Origin of the sequence: Enterobacter sp. BNK-34, assembly GCF_048684445.1 — a bacterium.
Lineage (GTDB): Bacteria > Pseudomonadota > Gammaproteobacteria > Enterobacterales > Enterobacteriaceae > Enterobacter > Enterobacter pseudoroggenkampii.
This window is the reverse complement of sequence record NZ_JBLQUA010000001.1, coordinates 3,964,165-3,986,221: the sequence shown is the minus strand read 5'-3', so window position 1 is coordinate 3,986,221 and position 22,057 is coordinate 3,964,165. Positions and strand designations below refer to the sequence as shown.

Sequence of the window (22,057 nt, the reverse complement as noted above, 5' to 3'; positions counted from 1 at the left end):
TTTTGCATCAAAGGTTGACCCTCACGTAACGTAAGGCTCCAGAGTGATGCCACTGGCAAAGAAAAGGAGCAGTTATGTTGATTCAGGTGGGTGAGCTGGCGAAACGTGCCGGGATCACCGTGCGGACATTGCACCACTATGAGCAAACAGGGTTGTTGCTGCCTTCTGCCAGAAGCGCGGCAGGTTATCGGCTTTACAACCTGGCTGATGTCCAGCGTCTGCACATGATTCAGGCGCTGGCAAAAGCGGGGCTGGAACTTGCTGAAATCAGGGATTTCCTGGAACAGGAGTCGCTGTCGTTGACCGAGTTACTCGATGCGCAAATCACGCTGCTGGATAAACAGCTGCGCAGCATACATACGCTGCGCGACCGGCTGGTGGAGCTGCGGACCGGGCTTCTCGACGATGCGACGCCGGATCTGGAATCCTGGCTACAGACTCTGGAGTTAATGAATATGTACGATCGCTGGTTTAGCAAAGAAGAGTTACAGCAGCTCCCGTTTGCGGTGCAGAAGGATGCGCTGGCGGCTATCTGGTCAGGGCTGGTTGCAGAGGCAAACACGCTGTTGAAACAGCACATACCCGTTACGGACCCGCGGGCCATGGACCTGGCGACGCGCTGGATGGAACGCCTGGAGCAGGATACGGCGGGCAAGCCGGAATTTCTCACCCGGCTGAATGAAATGCATAGCGTTGAACCGCAGATGCAGGTGCAGACCGGTATCACGCCGGAGATGACGGATTACATCACGCGCGCGTTTGCGGAATCAAAGCTCAACATATGGGAGAAGTATCTCACTGCCGAAGAGATGGCCTTTACCCGGGCACACTACTTTGACCGCATGATGGAGTGGCCGCCGCTGGTGGCAAAACTGCATCAGGCGCTGCGGGAAAATATCGACCCCGCCTCTGACGATGCGCAAAAGCTGGCTGAAAACTGGCTGACATTGTTCCAGTCTTACGCGGGCACCAGCCCGGAGACTCAGCATAAGTTTCGCACGGCCATGCAGCAGGAGCCGCATCTGATGAAGGGAACCTGGATGACGCCTGCCGTGCTTGCTTGGCTCCAGCAGGCGATCGGGGTGATGATGCAAAGACGTTTCTCTGCACCAGGTGGCTCACAGATCCGCTAATGCGGCTTCACGGTTAGGATAAAAGGCAAGGCGGCCAGGGATCGGCTGCACGCCCGCCCTCGCCATGGTGCGCAGTGGCTGAAACTCCAGGTTACTCACCCGCAGTTCACAGCCTTCCGGCAGACGTGCAACAAAGCGCTGGAAGGCATCCAGGCCGCCTGCATCCAGCACCGGTACGGCATCCCATTTCAGCACCACAATCCGTTTACCCGCGATGCGGGATTCCAGATCGCTGAACAGACCTTCCGCCGCGGCGAAAAACAGCGGGCCAATCACGCGCAGCACCAGCACATCGTCAGGCACCTCCACGTTAACCGGGGAAAGGCGCGTCATCTGCGCAATGCGGCGCATAAACAGCAGAGAAGCCAGCACGATCCCGACGCTGATGGCGATAACCATATCGAACAGCACGGTCAGCGACATGCAGATCAGCATCACGATGATGTCGTCTTTCGGTGCGCGACGCAGAAGGTTCACCACCTTATGCGCCTCACTCATGTTCCAGGCCACCATCAGCAGCAGGGCGGCCATGGCGGAAAGCGGTAGCCAGGAGAGCAGCGGGGCGAGGATCAGCAGGGCGAGGATCACCAGCACGGAGTGGATAACCGCCGAAACGGGTGAGGTTGCCCCCGCGCGCACGTTTGCAGCTGAACGGGCGATGGCTGCCGTTGCGGTAATACCGCCGAAGAACGGCGCGACAAGGTTGCCTAATCCCTGGCCGACCAGCTCGCTGTTGGCTTTGTGCTTGGTGCCGGTCATGCCGTCGAGCACCACGGCACAGAGTAGGGATTCAATCGCCCCCAGCATCGCCATAGAGAACGCGGCGGGAAGCAGGGCGCGCAGGGAATCCCAGCTTAGGGTGAAGCTGGAGCCGGGCATGTCCCACGGCAGCACCAGCTGCGGCAACAGCTGCGGAATGCCGCTACCCTGTGAACCGTCCGCCAGAACATAGTGGAACTGCGAGCCGATAGTCGCGACGTGACCACCGAACATATTGACGATGGCCATCACCGCGCAGCCCAGCAGCAGCGCGGGCAGGTGGCCCGGCAGACGGATCCCCAGACGAGGCCAGACGATCAGCGTGCCCAGCGTCACAATCCCAATGGCGGCATCGCCCAGGTTGGCCGTCGGCAGCGCCATAAACAGGGCCCCCACTTTTTGCAGGTAGTGTTCCGGTACGTGGGGCATCTGCAGGCCGAGGAAATCCTTAATCTGCATGGTTCCGATGGTGATCCCAATCCCCGAAGTGAACCCCAGCGTCACGGAAAGGGGGATGTACTCGATCAGCCGCCCAAAGCGGGCCAGGCCAAACAGAATTAAAAAGACCCCGGACATCAGGGTGGCGACCAGCAGGCCTGCCAGACCAAACTGTTGCGAAACGGGGTAGAGGATCACCACAAAGGCGGCGGTCGGGCCGGAGACGCTAAAGCGAGAGCCGCCCGTCAGGGCAATGACTATCCCGGCAACGGCCGAGGTGTACAGACCGTACTGCGGCGCAACGCCGCTGCCAATCGCCAGCGCCATCGCCAGCGGGATGGCAATAATGCCTACGGTGATCCCGGCAATCAGGTCACGCACAAAGCGTGAGGAGGTGTACTTCTCTTTCCAGCAGGCGTCGATGAGGGCGCGAAAGGGCAGAACATGTGAGGAGGTTACGTTTTTCACAATTATCTATCATCCGTATGCGCATCATCTGTCATGTGAATGGCAGGTGAAGGAGGCATTAATCATACAAATAAAACTCAGAGACAAAAAAACCCGCCGCAGCGGGTTTTTCGGCCGTGTTCGATTAGTGTTCGAACATTGCTGAGATAGATTCTTCGTTGCTGATACGACGAATCGCTTCGGCCAGCATCCCGGACAGGGTCAGGGTACGCACGTTTGGCAGTGCCTTGATCTCGTCGCTCAGTGGGATGGTATCGCATACCACAACTTCGTCAATAACGGAGTTGCGCAGGTTGTTTACGGCATTGCCGGAGAAGATCGGGTGGGTCGCGTAAGCGAATACGCGCTTAGCACCACGCTCTTTCAGCGCTTCAGCCGCTTTACACAGCGTACCGCCGGTATCGATCATGTCGTCGACCAGCACGCAGTCGCGGCCAGCCACGTCACCGATGATGTGCATCACCTGAGAAACGTTAGCGCGCGGACGACGTTTGTCGATGATCGCCATGTCGGTATCGTTCAGCAGCTTAGCGATAGCGCGAGCACGTACCACGCCGCCGATGTCCGGAGAAACTACGATTGGGTTATCCAGGTTCAGCTGCAGCATGTCTTCCAGCAGAATTGGGCTGCCGAATACGTTATCAACCGGGACGTCGAAGAAGCCCTGGATCTGCTCTGCGTGCAGGTCAACGGTCAGTACGCGGTCAACGCCTACGCTGGACAGGAAGTCAGCGACAACTTTAGCGGTAATTGGCACACGCGCGGAACGGACGCGACGGTCCTGGCGGGCATAGCCGAAGTAAGGGATTACAGCAGTGATACGGCCTGCGGAAGCGCGACGCAGGGCGTCGACCATAACAACCAGTTCCATCAGGTTGTCGTTCGTTGGAGCACAGGTGGACTGGATGATGAAAATATCACCACCGCGTACATTTTCGTTAATTTGTACGCTGACTTCGCCGTCGCTAAAGCGACCTACGGCGGCGTCGCCGAGGGAAGTGTACAGGCGGTTGGCAATACGTTGTGCTAGTTCCGGGGTGGCGTTACCAGCAAAAAGCTTCATATCAGGCACGAGAAGAACCTCAGGCATGCGTCCAGTGGTGGATAGCGTTCGCCGCAAACTGTGCGGGCCAGGCGAAGGCTATCCAGGCGGTGTATTAAAGAGCGCGATGCAACGTCTGGAACAGGGTGACGTTGTCACCGAAACTCAGTCTGCGCCAGAATGGCCTGCTGTAGGGGGGAAATGTTCATCCCACGCGCTACAAAACCATGCAGCCAAACCGGCGCTTGCTCAAGCACCTGACGAGCGGCGGATTCGGTGTCAAATTCAGCAAAGACACAGGCCCCTGTACCAGTCAGGCGCGACGGCGCGTATTCTAACAGCCAGGAAAGCACCGCATCAACCTCGCGAAAACGTTTTCTTGCGATATCCTCGCAATCGTTGCTGAATTCACAATTTAATAACGTTTCTATTGACCGAACCGGGGTATTCCTTTTCAGGTCAGGATCTTTAAAGATGACCGGGGTCGGAATGCTCACGCCAGGGTGAGCAACCAGATACCACTTCTCAGGCGGTTCAGCCGGGGAGAGGATTTCACCCACGCCCTCAGCAAAGGCCGCATGACCGCGCACAAACACCGGGACATCCGCCCCCAGCGTCAAGCCCAGAGTTGCCAGTTCGTCCGTCGACAGCCCGCAGCCCCAGAGGTGGTTCAGCGCAACCAGCACGGTCGCGGCGTTAGATGAGCCGCCGCCCAGACCGCCGCCCATCGGCAGGCGCTTCTCGATACGGATATCCGCACCGCTTCCCGCAGGCAGGCGGCCCGATTCCGCTGCGGCTTTCATCAGCAGACGCGCGGCGCGCACGATCAGGTTGTCTTCATGTGCCACGCCCTCGACCGGCGTTAGCAGGCAAATCTGCCCGTCCTGGCGCAGTTCAATGGAGATCGTGTCGCCATAGTCAATAAACTGAAACAGCGTCTGCAGGGTGTGATAACCGTCAGCGCGCTGGCCGGTGATGTATAAGAACAGGTTCAGCTTTGCCGGAGAGGGCCATTGGGTCATCATTTAACGATCCAGTTGTCCATTTTCAGCTTGATACGCTGGCTGCCCTGGGTCAGCTCCATATTCGATGGCAGCGACGGTTTACTCTTACTGTCATAGGCGCTGTACACCACTTTCCAGGTTTTACCGTTTTGGGTGTAGTTCACCTGGCTCAGACGATACTGATCGTCCAGGGTGTAGTCGGTGGCGTCACCCGGCAGGCCGAGGATCCACTGGCGCAGGCTGTTGAGCGGGATAGGCATCCCGGTCAGCTTGCCAATCATCTCTTCGGCATCGGTCGCGGTGTAGTGCTGGCCTTTGTTATCGGTGATCTGCGCTTCGCCCGGTTTCGCGATAAGCTCCAGCTCGGTGCTGCCCAGCGGGTTCAGCAGCAGCAGGCGATAGTGGTCCTGACCCGTCTGCTGCCAGAAGAAGCGGGCATAAACTTTTTGTTCGTCAGAGAGATAAGCGAACGCGCCGCGGGTCTGGTACTGGTTCAAATTACGGACGTCCTGCTGGTGCTGACGCCACTGCGGTGAATCAGGGCTTTTGCCCGGGCCTTTTGGCTGGGTGACGGTACACGCGGTCAGAACCAGTGCTGCCAGCGGCAGCAGGCGAATCAGTCGGGTCATAATAAGGACAAATCCTTGAGATACGTTGCAGTTATAACTGTTAATGCTAGCGTCGAAGGGGGCTACCGTCTACGTTCAAATTATCTCAAAGCGTTGTATCTACCCTAAATAATTCAAGCTGCATGAAGGCGGCAAGAGAGTGAATCCCCATGAGCATAGATAACTATGTGATTGGGGTGAAAGAGCGCAGCCAACGCGCATGCAGCTTGAAGTATGACGGGTATAAGCTATTACTCCGAAAGGGGGCTGTCTCTTTTATTGATCTCGCGCATCCTGTATGATGCGTTCTGCTAACCTTATTAACGCTGGTACTACTCCCGCTCAACATGACCCTATTAGCACTCGGCATCAACCACAAAACAGCCCCGGTTTCGCTGCGAGAACGCGTAACGTTTTCGCCAGATACGCTCGACCTTGCGCTGGACAGCCTGCTTGCACAGCCGATGGTGCAGGGTGGCGTGGTGCTCTCGACGTGCAACCGTACCGAGCTCTATTTAAGCGTGGAAGAGCAGGACAACCTGCATGAAGCGCTTATCCGCTGGCTATGCGATTACCACAATCTCAACGAAGACGAACTGCGCAATAGTCTGTACTGGCATCAGGACAACGATGCGGTCAGCCATCTGATGCGCGTCGCCAGCGGGCTGGATTCGCTGGTGCTCGGCGAACCGCAGATCCTGGGGCAGGTGAAAAAAGCGTTTGCGGATTCGCAAAAAGGGCATCTGAAGGCCAGCGAGCTGGAGCGCATGTTCCAGAAGTCGTTCTCCGTGGCGAAGCGTGTGCGAACCGAAACCGACATTGGTGCCAGTGCGGTTTCCGTTGCTTTCGCGGCCTGCACCCTTGCGCGCCAAATCTTTGAATCCCTCTCCACCGTCACCGTGATGCTGGTGGGCGCGGGCGAAACCATCGAACTTGTGGCGCGCCATCTGCGCGAGCATAAAGTGAAAAAGATGATTATCGCTAACCGCACCCGCGAACGCGCGCAGGTGCTGGCGGATGAAGTGGGCGCAGAGGTGGTTGCCCTGAGCGACATCGATGAACGTCTGAAAGAGGCGGACATTATTATCAGCTCGACCGCCAGCCCGCTGCCGATTATCGGAAAAGGGATGGTGGAGCGTGCGCTGAAGTCCCGTCGTAATCAGCCGATGCTGCTGGTGGATATTGCCGTCCCGCGCGATGTTGAGCCGGAAGTGGGCAAGCTGCCTAACGCCTACCTCTACAGCGTGGATGACCTGCAAAGCATCATTTCGCACAACCTCGCCCAGCGTAAAGCGGCGGCGGTGCAGGCGGAAACCATTGTTGAGCAGGAAACCAGTGAGTTTATGGCCTGGCTGCGCGCGCAAAGCGTCAGCGAGACCATCCGCGAGTATCGCGGACAGGCGGAGCAGGTGCGTGACGACCTGACAGCCAAAGCGTTAGCGGCCCTTGAACAGGGCGGCGACGCACATGCAATTATGCAGGACCTGGCGTGGAAACTGACCAACCGCCTGATCCATGCACCAACCAAATCTCTTCAGCAGGCTGCCCGTGACGGGGATGATGAACGCCTGACTATTCTGCGCAACAGCCTCGGGCTGGAATAGCGCCCTATACCCATTTTCTAAGACAAGGTGCACTTACGCCTATGAAGCCTTCTATCGTCGCTAAACTGGAAGCTCTGCACGAGCGCCATGAAGAAGTCCAGGCGCTGCTCGGCGATGCCGGGACCATTGCGGACCAGGAGCGTTTTCGCGCGCTCTCACGTGAATACGCGCAGTTAAGTGATGTTTCTAAATGCTTTACCGACTGGCGACAGGTTCAGGAAGATATCGAAACCGCGCAGATGATGCTCGACGATCCTGAAATGCGCGAGATGGCGCAGGAAGAGTTGCAGGATGCGAAAGCGCGTTCTGAAGAGATGGAGCAGCAGCTTCAGGTGCTTCTGCTGCCAAAAGATCCAGACGACGAGCGTAACGCGTTCGTGGAAGTCCGCGCCGGGACCGGCGGTGACGAAGCGGCACTGTTTGCCGGGGATCTGTTCCGCATGTACAGCCGCTACGCCGAGTCGCGTCGTTGGCGCGTGGAGATCATGAGCGCCAACGAAGGCGAACATGGTGGCTACAAAGAGGTTATCGCCAAGATTAGCGGCGACGGCGTGTACGGTCGTCTCAAGTTTGAATCCGGCGGTCACCGCGTGCAGCGCGTACCGGCCACCGAATCTCAGGGCCGTATTCACACCTCCGCCTGTACGGTGGCGGTGATGCCGGAGCTGCCGGAAGCGGAACTGCCGGACATCAATCCGGCGGACCTGCGTATTGATACTTTCCGCTCCTCTGGCGCGGGTGGTCAGCACGTTAACACCACCGACTCCGCCATCCGTATTACCCACCTGCCAACCGGCATTGTCGTCGAATGTCAGGACGAGCGTTCACAGCACAAAAACAAAGCCAAAGCGCTGTCCGTGCTGGGCGCGCGTATCCACGCGGCCGAAATGGCGAAACGCCAGCAGGCGGAAGCGTCTACGCGTCGTAACCTGCTGGGGAGCGGCGATCGTAGCGACCGTAACCGCACCTACAACTTCCCGCAGGGCCGTGTAACCGACCACCGCATCAACCTGACGCTGTACCGTCTGGACGAGGTGATGGAAGGGAAGCTGGACATGCTGATTGAGCCTATCGTGCAGGAATACCAGGCCGACCAGCTGGCGGCGCTGTCCGAGCAGGAATAATGGATTTTCAGCGCTGGTTACGTGAGGCGGCAGGTGAGCTTTCCGAAAGCGAAAGCCCGAAACGCGATGCCGAAATTTTGCTTGAGCATGTGACGGGTAAAGCCCGGACGTATCTGCTGGCTTTTGGTGAAACCGAACTGACCGCGGAGCAGGAAGCGCAGCTCGCTGCGCTGCTTGCCCGTCGTAAAACCGGCGAGCCGGTGGCGCACCTTGTCGGTGAACGTGAGTTCTGGTCGTTACCCCTGTACGTCTCGGCGGCGACGCTAATCCCGCGTCCGGACACCGAATGTCTGGTGGAGCAGGCGCTGGCGCGTTTACCGGCGGCGGCCTGCAGTATTCTCGATCTCGGGACGGGAACAGGTGCTATCGCGCTGGCGCTCGCCACCGAGCGGCCCGACTGTACGGTGACGGCGGTGGATGTCATGCCCGACGCGGTGACGCTGGCGCAGCGTAACGTGGAACGTCTCGGGGTCCGCAACGTGACGGTGCTGCAAAGCAGCTGGTTTTCCGCGCTGGAGAATCGCATATTTGCGATGATTGTCAGCAATCCTCCTTACATCGATGAACATGACCCGCACCTTGCGCAGGGAGATGTTCGCTTCGAACCGCTGACGGCGCTCGTGGCTGCCAACACGGGATTAGCCGATCTTGATCACATTGTGACAACGTCACGGGAACATTTACTTCCCGGCGGCTGGCTGCTCGTGGAGCATGGCTGGACGCAGGGAGAAGCCGTGCGCGCACTGTTTACGCAAGCAGGTTATGACGCTGTCGAAACCTGCCGCGACTACGGCGGCAACGAACGCCTGACGCTGGGGCGGTGGTCTTGAGTTCCGGGTATCTGCCATTTACTGATAAAGGCGTAAGGCTGACTGAAAGGCAGTTTGGCGTTATCATCTACATCGTTTTGAGTTTTATCGCGCCTGAGCGTCATTGTTCGCTCAGGCGTTACTGGGGTAAGTCATGAGGTCCTTAGCCGATTTCGAATTTAATAAAGTGCCGCTTTGCGATGGCATGATCCTGATTTCAGAGATGATTCGCGACGATTTTACGTCGCAGTTTGTCTATGATGAGCTGGAGAATCTGGTCAGCCTGGCGCGTGAAGAGATTAATCAGGCTCGCCCGCAAGACTGGCAACTAGAGAAGCTGCTGGAGCTTTTCTACGGCGAATGGGGTTTCTGCGACACGCGGGGCGTATATCGCCTGTCTGACGCATTATGGCTGGACCAGGTCTTAAAAAATCGTCAGGGCAGCGCCGTGGCGCTGGGGTCTATTTTACTATGGGTCGCACAGCGTCTGGATATTCCGCTGGTCCCGGTCATTTTCCCGACGCAGATGATCCTGCGTGCAGAGTGGCTGGACGGCGAAATGTGGCTCATTAATCCCTTCAACGGCGACACGTTGGATGAACATACGCTGGACGTGTGGCTGAAAGGCAATATCAGCCCGGTGGCCGAACTCTTCAACGAAGATCTCGACGAGGCGGACAACGCAGAGGTCATTCGCAAGCTGCTGGATACGCTGAAGTCTGCATTAATGGAAGAGCGTCAGATGGAGCTGGCCTTGCGCGCCAGTGAAGTACTGCTGCAGTTCAACCCGGAAGACCCGTACGAAATTCGCGATCGCGGGCTGATCTATGCCCAGCTCGACTGTGAGCACGTGGCGCTGAATGATTTGAATTATTTCGTCGAGCAGTGTCCGGAAGATCCTATTAGCGAAATGATTCGTGCGCAGATCAACGCGATCTCGCACAAGCAAATTACACTGCATTAATCTTAATTCCGATTCACACCTGAATAAGGCGATCCTATGAAACAAAAAGTGGTTAGCATTGGTGATATCAAGGTAGCAAACGACCTGCCGTTCGTCCTGTTTGGCGGCATGAACGTGCTGGAATCCCGCGATCTCGCCATGCGTATCTGCGAACACTACGTGACCGTGACCCAGAAGCTGGGCATCCCGTACGTGTTTAAAGCCTCTTTTGACAAAGCCAACCGCTCCTCCATCAACTCGTACCGTGGCCCGGGCCTGGAAGAAGGGATGAAGATTTTCCAGGAGCTGAAGCAGACCTTTGGCGTGAAAGTGATCACCGACGTGCATGAAGCCTCTCAGGCGCAGCCGGTGGCAGACGTGGTTGATGTGATCCAGCTCCCGGCATTCCTGGCTCGCCAGACTGATCTGGTGGCGGCGATGGCGAAAACCGGTGCCGTGATTAACGTGAAAAAACCGCAGTTCGTGAGCCCAGGTCAGATGGGTAACATCGTTGATAAGTTTATCGAAGGCGGTAACGATCAGGTGATCCTGTGTGACCGTGGTGCTAACTTCGGTTACGACAACCTGGTTGTCGACATGCTGGGCTTCAGCGTGATGAAAAATGTCTCCGGCCAGTCTCCGGTGATTTTCGACGTGACGCACGCTCTGCAGTGCCGCGACCCGTTCGGTGCCGCATCCGGTGGCCGTCGTGCCCAGGTGACCGAGCTGGCGCGTGCCGGTATGGCGACCGGCCTGGCAGGTCTGTTTATTGAAGCGCACCCGGATCCGGCTAATGCGAAATGCGACGGCCCATCTGCGCTGCCGCTGGATAAGCTGGAGCCGTTCCTGAAACAGATCAAAGCGATTGACGATCTGGTGAAGAGCTTCGACGAGCTGGATACCAGCAACTAATAAAAAAACCCGCTTCGGCGGGTTTTTTTATGTTTTCTCCCTCTCCCTGTGGGAGAGGGTTGGGGTGAGGGCATCAGGCCGCACCGGATCAATCTTACGCAAAAATCGTCATTAAGTACGCAATAAACAACGCCATATGCGCCGCGCCGTTCAGCACGTTGGTACGCCCGGTGGAGAACGAAATCTGGCACAGCAGCAACGAGGCCACCATCACAATCATTTCCGGCGCACCCAGCGCAAACTGCAGCTCGTTGCCCGTCATAAAGGCAATCAGCGTCACCACCGGAACGGTAAGTGAAATGGTCGCCAGCACGGAACCGAAGAACAGGTTCATTGCGCGCTGCACCTGATTGTTTAAGACGGCTTTCAGCGCACCCAGCCCTTCAGGAGACAGGATCAGCAGCGCCACCAGGAAGCCGGTAAACGCTACCGGCGCGTTCAGCTCGGTTAACAGCGTTTCCAGCGGGTTGGCGTTCATCTTGGTGACGGCAATCACCGCAATCAGATGCACGATCAGCCAAACCGTATGCCACGCGCTGCTGTGGGCCGACGGCTTACCGTGGTGCGGGTCATCGTCGTCGCTGTCGTCTTCATGCTCATACACAAACAGGCTCTGGTGCGTTTTGGTCTGAATCAGCAGGAACACGCCGTACATGGCGGCGGAAATCAGTGCGACCAGCAGTGCCTGACCGGTAGAGAAATTCGCGCCCGGCAGCGCCATCGGGAAGACCAGCACGATAATGGCCAGCGGGAAGAGGGCAATCAGATACTGTTTAATGCCGAACAGGTTCATATACTGGGTCGCGAACTTGCGCCCGCCCAGCAGCAGAGAGAAGCCCACCAGGCCGCCCGTCACAATCATAATGATAGAGTAGAGCGTGTCGCGCATCAGCGTCGGCGCGGCATCGCCGGTCGCCATGAGCGCGGAAATCAGGCTGACTTCGAGAATCACGACGGAAAGGCTGAGAATTAACGATCCGTACGGCTCGCCCAGACGGTGGGCCAGGACGTCCGCATGGCGAACGACGCTAAACGCGCTGGTTAAGATGCCGACCAGGGCAAGAATATTGATACCAACCACCACTGGCAGTGACTGACTGCTTCCCCAGAAGAGCAGCACAGCCAGTGCCAGAACCGGGAAAATGAGTGACGTCTCCTTGTGGCGGGTCTTTACCGCCTCGTGTGTTGCTGTCATGAGCTTCTCCATCAATGCAGGTGCTTGTAATTATAGATAGATTTTTGAGGTCATTAAACTAACAGATCTCTGTTAAATACCCTTTATTTTTTACTTAATTTTACCCTTTGTCATAAATTTAATACCTGACTCCTGTAATTGATGGTTTTCATATAATACTTATTAAATAACAATAAATTACATTTAGTTTGAAACCATAAATTAAGGCCGGGTGGCACGCTGCCATATCGTCGTCCACACTTATCTCTTTAAGCAAAAGAGAGGTGAGTGATGCCATATAAAACGAAACGCGAATTACCAGACAACGTGCAAAACGTGCTGCCCGCTCACGCGCAGGATATCTACAAAGAGGCGTTTAACAGCGCCTGGGATCAATACAAAGATAAGGACGATCGCCGGGATGATGCCAGCCGTGAAGAGACAGCGCACAAAGTCGCCTGGGCCGCCGTAAAACATGAATATGAAAAAGGAGACGACGATAAATGGCATAAAAAGAAATAGCCGTGAAATAATTCGCTGCCTTCATTTTGACTTTTCAGGCGGTTGAACTGCCGTTGTATTGCAACTGGTCCGCTAATTGCTTATCGTTATTTAACTGCTGGCAAAATGACCAGCACATAATGCCGGGAAGGCGAATTACAGATGTCGCAAGGAAGCATGCAGTGGCGGAGGTGTAAAGTGTTAACGCGTGATTTCTTAATGAAGGCAGATTGTAAGACGGCATTTGGTGCTATTGAGGAATCGCTTCTCTGGTCAGCTGAACAACGTGCGGCGTCACTTGCTGCCACGCTTGCCTGCCGCCCGGATGATGGCCCGGTATGGATTTTTGGCTACGGTTCCCTGATGTGGAACCCGGCTCTGGAATTTGTCGAATCGGCAACGGGAACGCTGCCTGGCTGGCATCGCGCATTTTGCCTGCGTCTGACGGCCGGACGCGGCAGCGCGTGCCAGCCGGGACGTATGCTTGCACTGAAAGAGGGCGGGCGCACCACGGGCGTGGCGTATCGCCTTCCTGATGCCTCGCTGGAAGAGGAGCTTACGCTGCTCTGGAAGCGTGAGATGATCACCGGCTGCTATATGCCGAGCTGGTGCAAGCTGGAGCTGGACGACGGACGCACCGTCAATGCGCTGGTGTTTATTATGGACCCGCGTCATCCGCTGTATGAAGCGGACACTCGCACGCAGGTCATAGCCCCGTTGATTGCTGCCGCCAGCGGACCGCTGGGGACCAATGCACAATATCTCTTCTCCCTGGATCAGGAGCTGACCCGCCTCGGCATGAAAGACGATTGTCTGAATGAGCTGGTGGTAAAGGTGAAGGCGCTGCTGGAAGGGAACCCGCTCAACGGCACGCTGCGACCGGGCTTTGCCTGATGATACGCCCGGCTCGCCGGGCGTTTATTATTATGCAGCCACGTAGCTGACGGAATGCTCCAGCGACTGGCTGTGGCTGTCGATCAGCACATCCCACGTGCCGGTATACGGCACGGTAAGCCACGCTTTATCATCCTGCACGGTGAGAATATCCGCCTGGGATTGTTTATGTGCTTTCGCACTCATCAGGTGAATACGACAGCGCTCTGAGCAACGCACCACTACCGTATCCCCGCCAAACAGTTTCAAACTTGTTTTTACCAGTGCCATTTTTTTACCCCGTCGATTTTGCCCATCCCGAGCGTGATATTGTTCACAAATTACTCATTGCATAACACCAAAGCGGGGGGCGAGGGATGATGATTTTGATCAAAAAATGGCATAACGTTTAAACAAAAATGACAAAATTCCTGAAAGCATTCAGCTGGCGCGGGTTTTACCCGGTAAACCCGCGCCGGAATAAAATTAAATGCGGAAATGGCCGGCGGTTTCAGCAAGGTCCCCAGCCTGGCTCTGCAGGGCACCCGCAGCGGCGGCGGATTCCACCACCAGCTCGGCGTTCTGCTGGACCATCCTGTCGAGATGGGTCACCGCATGATTGATCTCATGAATGCCTTTCATCTGCTCGCTGGTGGCGATGGAGATTTCGCGCATGATGCCGGAGACGCTGCCGATGCTGGAGCGGATCTCGTCCATGCTTTCCCCGGCCAGATGCACGTAGCGGGAGCCGGTGGCCACGCTGTCGGTGGTGGAATCGATCAGCGATTTGATCTCTTTCGCCGCCTGGGCGCTACGGCTCGCCAGGTTACGCACTTCGCCTGCCACCACGGCAAACCCGCGACCCTGCTCCCCGGCACGGGCCGCCTCGACGGAGGCGTTCAGCGCCAGAATGTTGGTCTGGAAAGCAATGCCGTCAATCACGCTGGTGATATCGCCAATTTTAGCCGACGCGACTTCGATGGATTGCATGGTGCTGATCGCCTGGGATACCACCTCGCCGCCGCGCGCCGCGGCCGCTGAGGCCTTGCTCGCCTGATCGTTCGCTTCTGCCGCCGACTCGTTCGATTGGGTCACGGAGGCGGTGATCTGCTCCACGGCGCTGGCCGTCTCGCGCAGGCTGGATGCCGCCTGCTCGGTACGTCCGGAGAGATCCTGGTTACCCGCCGCAATCTCCTGGGCGGCGTTTTTCACCGATTCACTGGCATCACGGAGCTGCACCATCACCACCGACAGCTTATCGCTGAAGGCATTAAAGGCCTGCGCAATCTGCGCCACCTCGTCCTCGCCGCTGTCCGGCAGACGCTGCGACAGATCGTTAGTCCCGTTGGCAATGTTGTGCATCGCGTCGCGAATGTCGGACAGACGCTTCAGCAGGCGGGCAATCAGGAGGTGAACAATGGCCGCGCTCAGCAGTGCCAGGATCACAAGCGAAATCGCCGATGCTTTAAGCAGGGAACGCATGCCGGAGGTGGCGTCACCGTTGTCGAGGGCGACGACTAGCAGCCAGTTTGTGCCCGGCACGGCTGTCGCCACGAAGGTTTTTTCGACGTCGTTCAGCGTGCCGTCAACCGGGTTACCGCTTTTCAGCGCAGCAAAATCGATGCCTTTGATGGTCTCAGCAAACGGTTTAAGCGTCAGAGCCGGATCGTTAGCGGCAATAACGCTGCCGTCACTGTTCAGAAGCAACCCGCTGCTGGCCGGGGTTGGATGGATCCCGCGTACGTTCGCCACCACGCTGTCCATGGCCACATCGCCCGCCACCACCGCTTTCAGTGTGCCATTCTCTTTCACCGGCACGGCGAAGGTCACCACCAGTTTACCGGTCCCCGCGTCAACGTAGGGCGCGGTGACAACCGGACCGTCCGTACTGACCACCTGCTGATACCACGGGCGAATGGTCGGGTCATAATCCGCCGGAACGCCCGCCGGTTCAGAGAATTTCGCCGTTTTGCTGGCGTAGCCGACATAAACGTTGGTGAATCCACCCGCCTGTGCAAGCTGTTTAAACACCGGAACCGGATCGTCACTCAGTGCGACGGTCTGCGCGGAGGCGATCGCCGTCATCTTGCTTTTTACCCAGTCGGCAATCGCCATGTTATGGCTGGCGCTGGTGCTGGTCAGGATATCGCGCTGTGACTGCTGGTTATCCTGGCGTGTGACCTGGAAGTTAATAACGGTGTTGAGGAGAAGGGCGACGACCAGACAGCCTGCCGTCGCCGCGATGATGCGTGCACGAATCGATCTGAACATAAGTGAAATACCTGCTGTGTTGTTTCCATGCCTATCGGCAACCCAGCAGGTAAACTTGATGCTGAAACCGCGTCCATAAGAAAATAATATTTTTACGGGTTTATTATTAAAAAGTTAATACTTTATCTGCGGACAGCGTCCACTCGGCCAGTTCAACCAGCGTACCAATTTCTACGCCATCAATCAGCGGCAGTTCGGTAATGCCGCGCCCGTCGGTGCAGGTCTTGCACAATTTCACCGGCACGTTTTGCGCGGTCAGGATCTCCAGCATCTGCTGAATGTTATAACCCTCGGCCGGTTTTTGTCCCTTCAGCCCGGCGGTGACCGCGTCGGACATTAAAAAGAGGCGTAACGCCAGGTCGCTCTCTTTTTCACGCAGCGCAATGGCCAGGCGCAGGCTGTTAAAAAGGGATTCACTCCCGTAGGCCGCACCGTTGGCGACGATAACAATCTTTTGCATGTTGACTCCTGTTCTTATAAAGGCACGAATAATATAGGGTTTACCGAGTTTACGCTGCCTGCAGCCGTCAATAAACTTCAGGATATTCCTGAAATTTCCCGTAAGGCTGCAATTCTTTCTTAATAGCGTTAAGGTAAGACGTCTTTTACAAAAATCCAGGCGCTAAACCCGACGTTGATGGCTGTATCGTCTCGCATTCGTTCTCTGCTATTACTCTCCCTTTTGTCGGTCGGAGCCGTTTACGGTGCGCCGAATTCCTTTATGCATCAGGCACAGCACCCCTTTGATAATAACGGGGACAGTCTGCCCGACCTCGGCCTGGCGGCGCCTACGGGCGAGGGGGAGAAGCATCTGGCCGAAATGGCGAAAGCCTTTGGTGAAGCCAGCATGACCGACAATGGCCTGACGACCGGCGAGCAGGCGCGTCAGTTTGCCTTTGGTCAGGTGCGCGACGCGGTAAGCGGGGAAGTGAACCAGCAGATTGAGTCCTGGCTGTCGCCCTGGGGAAACGCCAGCGTGAACCTGCTGGTGGATAACGATGGCAAATTTAACGGCAGCAGTGGGAGCTGGTTTATCCCGTGGAACGATACTAACCGCTACCTGAGCTGGAGCCAGCTTGGCCTGACCCAGCAGACGGATGGCCTGGTCAGTAACGCTGGAATCGGTCAGCGCTGGGTCGCCGGGAAATGGCTGCTGGGTTATAACACTTTTTACGATAATCTTCTGGATGAAAATCTGCAGCGTGCCGGGTTGGGGGCGGAAGCGTGGGGGGAAAATCTGCGCCTGTCAGCGAACTATTATCAGCCCCTGGCAGGATGGCGCGAGCGCTCCGACGTCCAGGAGCAGCGCATGGCGCGTGGATATGACGTCACCGCTAAAGCCTGGCTGCCATGGTTCCATCATCTGAATACCAGCGTTAGCTTCGAGCAATATTTTGGCGATAACGTCGACCTCTTCAACAGCGGAACCGGCTATCACAATCCTGTGGCGGTGAATCTGGGGCTTAACTATACCCCTGTTCCGTTGGTGACGCTGACCGCCGGACACAAGCAGGGCGAAAGCGGCGAGAGCCAGAATAACCTCGGGCTGAAGCTCAACTATCGCTTTGGCGTGCCGCTGGCTAAGCAGCTATCCGCCGATGAGGTCGCCGCCACGCGCTCCCTGCGCGGCAGCCGCTACGACTCACCGGAGCGCACCAGCCTGCCGGTTATGGAGTTCCGCCAGCGTAAAACGCTGTCCGTCTGGCTGGCCACGCCGCCGTGGGATCTGAAAGGGGGCGAGACCGTGATGCTGAAGCTTCAGGTTCGCAGCACGCACGGCATCCGTCAGATCCACTGGCAGGGGGATACGCAGGCACTGAGCCTGACGTCGCCGGCGAAAAGCAACAGCACCGACGGCTGGAGCGTGATTATCCCTGCCTGGGATGACCGGGAAGGGGCGACAAACCGCTGGCACCTGTCGGCGGTAGTGGAAGATGAGAAAGGCCAGCGCGTCTCGTCCAATGAGATCACGCTTGCCGTGGTGCAGCCGCTGGTCGCATTGCCTGACGACGATCCGCGCTGGAAGCTGCTGCCGGATGAGTAGTCCTTAAAAAATGCGTTCCTGATGCACCCACACGGCGGCTTCAACGCGGGATTTTAGCTTCATTTTCTTCAGCATATGCTTCACGTGCACTTTGACCGTGCTTTCGGTGATGTCCAGACGGCGGGCGATCATTTTGTTCGGCAGCCCCTGGGCGATAAGCTTGAGAATATCGCGCTCGCGCGGGGTTAACTGGCTGACGTCACGGTCAGAGGTGGCGCGGTTGGCGCGCAGGCTGGCGGCCAGGACCGGCGTTAAGGCTTCGCTGAGCACCATTTCGCCCGCCGCCGCCTGCTGTAGCGCCTTAAGCAAGTCTTCCGGCTCCATATCCTTCAGCAGATAGCCATCCGCCCCGCGCTTCAGCGCCGTGACCACATCCTCCTCATGGTTCGAGACGCTAAAGACGACGATGCGGCCGGAAAGCGATTTTTCCCGCAGCTTGTCGAGGGTCTCCAGACCGTTCATGCCGGGCATATTCAGATCGAGCAGGATCAGATCGGGATCGAGAGATTCGGCAAGCTCAATGCCCTGTTCACCGTTGCTGGCTTCGCCCACCACGGTGATATCGGGTGCCATGCTGACCAGCTGTTTCACGCCAGTACGCAGCATCGGATGGTCGTCGATCAACAGGATGGATGCCGGTTCCTGATTAGTCATGGGTTTCTCCTTGAGCAGTTGTGAGCGGTTTCTCGGGAATAAAGGTGACGACAACTTCCGTGCCGCCCGTCTCTCTCCGGCGAACCTGGCAATCACCGCGCAGGCTTTGGGCGCGGTCTCGCATAATGATTAAACCATAATGGTTAGTGCGTTCGGCATTTTCCGGCACGCCGCGGCCGTTATCGTGAACCGTCAGTTTGACCTGATTATCGTGCTGGCTGACGGTGACCGTGACCGCCGTCGCGTCAGCGTGTTTAAGCACGTTGCTCAGCGCTTCGCGGGCGATCTGCAGTAAATGTATGGCCTGATGGGAGGGGACAAACCGCGGCGGCAACTGGTAATCCAGCTTCACCGGGAACCCCAGCCGGGCGCTAAATTCGAGACAGCTGGATTCCAGCGCCGGGCGCAGGCCCGGCTCGGTCAGCTGCAGGCGGAAGGTGGTCAGCAGCTCGCGAAGCTGTATCCAGGAGGTGTTCAGCTCGTTGCGGATCTGGCTGAGCAGCTGCTTATTGCTTTCCGGCATCTCCGCATCCTGCATCTGCAGGCAGCTCACCTGCATTTTCATACAGGAGAGCGACTGGGCGATAGAGTCGTGAAGCTCGCGGGCAATAGTCGCGCGCTCTTCCATGACGATCAGCTGCTGCTGCTTTTCCTGATGCCTGTCGAGCGCCAGCGTGGCCGTTAGCTGTTCGACCAGCGTATCAACCAGCTGCTGCTGGTCGTGGCTCAGGTGACGCCCGGCTGGCAGCGTTGCCAGCAGAATACCGTACTGGGTGTGGCTGTCGGTCAGGCGCCACTTCAGGGTGGTGCCGCCGGACGTCAGCGGCGGCAGGCCGCGAGGGCAAAGATGGCAGCCTTTGTCATCGCAGGACATATCTGACTGACAGGTAAATTCCTGATGGTTATCTTCGTCTTCCACATCGTAGACCCGCAGCTCAAGGTCGTGCAGCAGGGTCAGATTTTGCAGGCCGTTCAGCACCGGCGAGAGGCGTTCGCATAGCGGCACCTGCATGTGCAGACGACGGTTAGCCTGCCACAGGAAGGAGAGGATCTCGTTTTTCTGCTCCAGTCCGGCCGTTTTTTCCTGAACGCGCTGCTCCAGCACCGCGTAGCTCTCGGAGAGCTCTGCCGACATGGTGTTGAGCGCCTGGCCGAGCATGGCCATCTCGTTGCGCCCGCTGATGTGCGTGCGCTGGGTAAAATCGCGTGCGGTGACCGCGCGGGCCATTGCCAGCAGCTGTTTCCACGGGTTCAGCAGCCGCGCGCGGAGCCAGACGATGGTGAAAATCAGCAGCAGACCCATAAACAGCGCCATCGCGCGGTGCACCATCACTACCCGGTCGATGCGGAGTTCGGTGGTTTGGTCAAAAGAGGAGACCAGCGCATCAATGCGCGAGACGAATCCCGCCACGTCCTGCGCAACGGTTTCTGTGCTGCGCGCCTGCTTCAGCCCGGGCTCCAGCTGGGCGTGCCAGTAGCCCTGAAGGGCGTTAAGCTGGGACTGCTGACCGGCGCGGATGGCGGCGTTTTCCAGTTCGGGGCTGAAGACCGTGCGCTCCATTTCATCAATCAGGGGCCGAGCGTCCTGCGTCAGGGGAACCGATGCCAGCAGGCGATAACTCTGCATGCGTAGCGAGCCTGCCTCATTGATGGCATGCGCATTACCCTGTACTCCCTGCACCAGCCAGCCAGAGATCGCCATGCCGGTCACGCCGATAGCGGTGGACAGCAAAACGATAAGGGCTAGCTGATTCACGAGCGTCAGCGGAGATAAACATCTTTTTAACATAGAGGTGGCGTGCTCCTGACGTGGCCTGCTTGCAGGAATGGCGCTATTCTGGTGCATACCCTGGAGTATACCCATACCAATAAAGGATTACCCCTAAATTGCCAACGGAGTAGAGGGAAGGAGGTGGGGGTAGCCAGGAACCGTCAGTGCCGTGAAAAACCACGTCTTTTTTACCGAATTAGCCTACTCACTAAGGGTGAGGCCTTATTTTGCGCCGCAAATCCTCCCACTTTTCCTTTGATTTATATCAACTTACCGCCGCCCTAAAACCCTAATGTTTGCAGCATCATTCGAGAATCAGAGGTGTCTATGAGTCACTCATCCGCTCCCGAAAGGGAAAATGGTGCCGTTATTACAGACTGGCGTCCAGAGGATCCGGCGTTCTGGCAACAGCGCGGCCATCGTGTAGCAAGCCGGAATCTATGGATTTCCGTGCCGTGTTTGTTATTAGCATTTTGCGTATGGATGTTGTTTAGCGCGGTGGCGGTCAACCTGCCGAAAGTGGGTTTTACGTTTACCACCGATCAGCTGTTCATGCTGACCGCGCTGCCGTCGCTGTCAGGCGCGCTACTGCGTGTGCCTTACGCGTTTATGGTGCCGGTGTTTGGCGGTCGTCGCTGGACGGCGTTCAGCACGGGCATCATGATCGTCCCTTGCGTGTGGCTCGGCTTCGCGGTGCAGGATACCTCTACGCCGTTCAGCGTGTTCGTGATTATCTCCCTGCTGTGCGGTTTTGCGGGCGCGAACTTCGCCTCCAGCATGGCGAACATCAGCTTCTTCTTCCCGAAAGCGAAGCAGGGCGGCGCGCTGGGCATTAACGGCGGTCTGGGTAACATGGGCGTGAGCGTGATGCAGCTGATTGCCCCGCTGGCGATCTCGGTCTCCATTTTTGCAGCCTTTGGCGGCGGTGGCGTTGAGCAGGCGGATGGTTCTTCCCTCTATCTGCAAAACGCAGCCTGGATCTGGGTACCTTTCCTGGTGGTCTTCACCCTCGCAGCCTGGTTCTTTATGAATGACCTGTCCGCGTCGAAGGCGTCGCTGAGCGAACAGCTGCCGGTGCTGAAGCGTGGACACCTCTGGGTGATGGCGCTGCTGTATCTGGCCACTTTCGGCTCGTTTATCGGCTTCTCTGCGGGCTTCGCAATGCTGTCGAAAACGCAGTTCCCGGAGATTCAGATCCTGCATTTTGCCTTCTTCGGGCCGTTTATTGGCGCCCTGGCGCGTTCGCTGGGCGGCATGGTGTCTGACCGTCTCGGCGGCACCCGCGTGACGCTGGTTAACTTCGTCGTGATGGCAATCTTCTGCGCGCTGCTGTTCCTCACGCTGCCCGTCGACGGACAGGGCGGTAACTTCATCGCCTTCTTCGGCGTGTTTATGGTGCTGTTTCTGACGGCCGGGCTGGGGAGTGCGTCTACCTTCCAGATGATCTCCGTGATCTTCCGTAAGCTGACCATGGATCGCGTGAAGGCGCAGGGCGGGAGCGAAGAGCAGGCGATGCGCGAAGCGGCGACGGATACGGCCGCTGCGCTGGGCTTTATCTCTGCCATCGGGGCGATTGGCGGCTTCTTTATCCCGAAAGCGTTCGGTATCTCTCTGGACCTGACCGGCTCACCGGCCGGTGCCATGAAAGTCTTCCTCGTCTTCTATATCGCCTGCGTAGTGATTACGTGGCTGGTATATGGCCGAAATACTAAGAAAAATAAGTAAGTGTGATTATCCGTTTACGCGGCCTTCGGGCCGCGTTTTTTTTAGCCTGAATAATAGTTACAACATACTTACGGCTTTTACGGCAGACGCCTGCGGTGACACTGTGAACGCCATCGCTTTGCAGGTGGGTCTACCCCTTAATACCTGAGATGTTAAATTTTGACCTGCTTTTTGTACGATAAAATAAAAATACCCATATA

General features: G+C 57.2%; 20 protein-coding genes and 1 pseudogene. 11 read left to right on the top strand and 10 right to left on the bottom strand.

The features are described from left to right. Positions 1–74 precede the first annotated feature (74 nt). Positions 75–1,133: a MerR family transcriptional regulator gene (locus tag ACMGG5_RS19525; protein WP_048990645.1), complete on the top strand. Its 1,059-nt coding sequence runs from the start codon at positions 75–77 to the stop codon at positions 1,131–1,133. Here ACMGG5_RS19525 and dauA read toward each other — a convergent pair. The 4 genes from dauA to lolB form a co-directional block, all read right to left on the bottom strand. Then, positions 1,119–2,798, bottom strand: coding sequence for a C4-dicarboxylic acid transporter DauA (gene dauA / locus ACMGG5_RS19520; protein WP_024907064.1), 1,680 nt, complete (start codon positions 2,796–2,798; stop codon positions 1,119–1,121). The two genes, ACMGG5_RS19525 and dauA, sit on opposite strands and share 15 nt — an antisense overlap. Before the next feature lie 124 nt (positions 2,799–2,922). Next, positions 2,923–3,870, bottom strand: coding sequence for a ribose-phosphate diphosphokinase (gene prs / locus ACMGG5_RS19515; protein ID WP_003856663.1), 948 nt, complete (start codon positions 3,868–3,870; stop codon positions 2,923–2,925). 125 nt (positions 3,871–3,995) lie between these two features. After that, positions 3,996–4,865 carry a 4-(cytidine 5'-diphospho)-2-C-methyl-D-erythritol kinase gene (ispE, locus tag ACMGG5_RS19510; RefSeq protein ID WP_420278382.1) on the bottom strand — a complete coding sequence of 290 codons (870 nt, stop codon included), beginning with the start codon at positions 4,863–4,865 and terminating at the stop codon, positions 3,996–3,998. Then, positions 4,862–5,473, bottom strand: coding sequence for a lipoprotein insertase outer membrane protein LolB (gene lolB / locus ACMGG5_RS19505; protein WP_024907066.1), 612 nt, complete (start codon positions 5,471–5,473; stop codon positions 4,862–4,864). The genes ispE and lolB overlap by 4 nt, the downstream gene beginning before the upstream one ends. Before the next feature lie 326 nt (positions 5,474–5,799). On the opposite strand from lolB, the gene hemA reads away from it, so the two are divergent. From hemA to kdsA, 6 genes and pseudogenes are all read left to right on the top strand, one after another. After that, on the top strand, positions 5,800–7,056 hold the full coding sequence (hemA, locus tag ACMGG5_RS19500; protein WP_024907067.1) for a glutamyl-tRNA reductase: 1,257 nt from the start codon (positions 5,800–5,802) through the stop codon (positions 7,054–7,056). Positions 7,057–7,097: 41 nt separating this feature from the next. Beyond that, positions 7,098–8,180, top strand: a complete 1,083-nt coding sequence (gene prfA, locus ACMGG5_RS19495) for a peptide chain release factor 1 (RefSeq protein ID WP_021240360.1) — start codon at positions 7,098–7,100, stop codon at positions 8,178–8,180. After that, on the top strand, positions 8,180–9,010 hold the full coding sequence (gene prmC / locus ACMGG5_RS19490) for a peptide chain release factor N(5)-glutamine methyltransferase (RefSeq protein ID WP_024907068.1): 831 nt from the start codon (positions 8,180–8,182) through the stop codon (positions 9,008–9,010). The genes prfA and prmC overlap by 1 nt, the downstream gene beginning before the upstream one ends. A gap of 8 nt (positions 9,011–9,018) precedes the next feature. After that, positions 9,019–9,102 (top strand): annotated as a pseudogene (locus ACMGG5_RS19485) (siroheme synthase); the annotation flags it as partial. 41 nt (positions 9,103–9,143) lie between these two features. Further along, positions 9,144–9,953: an invasion regulator SirB1 gene (gene sirB1, locus ACMGG5_RS19480; protein WP_032647631.1), complete on the top strand. Its 810-nt coding sequence runs from the start codon at positions 9,144–9,146 to the stop codon at positions 9,951–9,953. Positions 9,954–9,989: 36 nt separating this feature from the next. After that, entirely contained in the window at positions 9,990–10,844 is an 855-nt protein-coding gene (gene kdsA, locus ACMGG5_RS19475) for a 3-deoxy-8-phosphooctulonate synthase (RefSeq protein ID WP_023335996.1), read from the top strand. A 94-nt stretch (positions 10,845–10,938) separates the two neighbouring features. Here the strand turns inward: kdsA and chaA are convergent, their stop codons facing one another. Further along, entirely contained in the window at positions 10,939–12,039 is a 1,101-nt protein-coding gene (chaA, locus tag ACMGG5_RS19470) for a sodium-potassium/proton antiporter ChaA (protein WP_024907071.1), read from the bottom strand. A 270-nt stretch (positions 12,040–12,309) separates the two neighbouring features. Between chaA and chaB the strand changes: the two genes are divergently transcribed. After that, positions 12,310–12,540 carry a putative cation transport regulator ChaB gene (chaB, locus tag ACMGG5_RS19465; RefSeq protein WP_008499518.1) on the top strand — a complete coding sequence of 77 codons (231 nt, stop codon included), beginning with the start codon at positions 12,310–12,312 and terminating at the stop codon, positions 12,538–12,540. A gap of 177 nt (positions 12,541–12,717) precedes the next feature. Beyond that, positions 12,718–13,413 carry a gamma-glutamylcyclotransferase gene (locus tag ACMGG5_RS19460; RefSeq protein WP_032647627.1) on the top strand — a complete coding sequence of 232 codons (696 nt, stop codon included), beginning with the start codon at positions 12,718–12,720 and terminating at the stop codon, positions 13,411–13,413. A 30-nt stretch (positions 13,414–13,443) separates the two neighbouring features. Here the strand turns inward: ACMGG5_RS19460 and ACMGG5_RS19455 are convergent, their stop codons facing one another. The 3 genes from ACMGG5_RS19455 to ACMGG5_RS19445 all read right to left on the bottom strand — a co-directional run bounded on the left by ACMGG5_RS19455 (position 13,444) and on the right by ACMGG5_RS19445 (position 16,123). Further along, complete coding sequence (locus tag ACMGG5_RS19455) at positions 13,444–13,683, bottom strand: DUF1883 domain-containing protein (RefSeq protein WP_024907074.1); 240 nt, start codon at positions 13,681–13,683, stop codon at positions 13,444–13,446. A gap of 195 nt (positions 13,684–13,878) precedes the next feature. Further along, on the bottom strand, positions 13,879–15,663 hold the full coding sequence (locus ACMGG5_RS19450) for a methyl-accepting chemotaxis protein (protein WP_420278381.1): 1,785 nt from the start codon (positions 15,661–15,663) through the stop codon (positions 13,879–13,881). A 106-nt stretch (positions 15,664–15,769) separates the two neighbouring features. Beyond that, positions 15,770–16,123 (bottom strand): DsrE/DsrF/TusD sulfur relay family protein, encoded by a 354-nt coding sequence (locus tag ACMGG5_RS19445; RefSeq protein ID WP_420278380.1) that lies wholly within the window; start codon positions 16,121–16,123, stop codon positions 15,770–15,772. A 177-nt stretch (positions 16,124–16,300) separates the two neighbouring features. On the opposite strand from ACMGG5_RS19445, the gene ACMGG5_RS19440 reads away from it, so the two are divergent. Beyond that, the gene (locus ACMGG5_RS19440) at positions 16,301–17,707 is read left to right on the top strand and encodes a YchO/YchP family invasin (RefSeq protein WP_420278379.1); all 1,407 of its coding nucleotides are present in this window, start codon (positions 16,301–16,303) and stop codon (positions 17,705–17,707) included. 3 nt (positions 17,708–17,710) lie between these two features. Here the strand turns inward: ACMGG5_RS19440 and narL are convergent, their stop codons facing one another. Further along, positions 17,711–18,361: a two-component system response regulator NarL gene (narL, locus tag ACMGG5_RS19435; protein ID WP_008499531.1), complete on the bottom strand. Its 651-nt coding sequence runs from the start codon at positions 18,359–18,361 to the stop codon at positions 17,711–17,713. Beyond that, the gene (narX, locus tag ACMGG5_RS19430) at positions 18,354–20,150 is read right to left on the bottom strand and encodes a nitrate/nitrite two-component system sensor histidine kinase NarX (RefSeq protein WP_420278378.1); all 1,797 of its coding nucleotides are present in this window, start codon (positions 20,148–20,150) and stop codon (positions 18,354–18,356) included. The genes narL and narX overlap by 8 nt, the downstream gene beginning before the upstream one ends. A gap of 309 nt (positions 20,151–20,459) precedes the next feature. Between narX and ACMGG5_RS19425 the strand changes: the two genes are divergently transcribed. Then, positions 20,460–21,857, top strand: a complete 1,398-nt coding sequence (locus ACMGG5_RS19425; RefSeq protein ID WP_032656681.1) for a NarK family nitrate/nitrite MFS transporter — start codon at positions 20,460–20,462, stop codon at positions 21,855–21,857. Positions 21,858–22,057 lie beyond the last annotated feature (200 nt).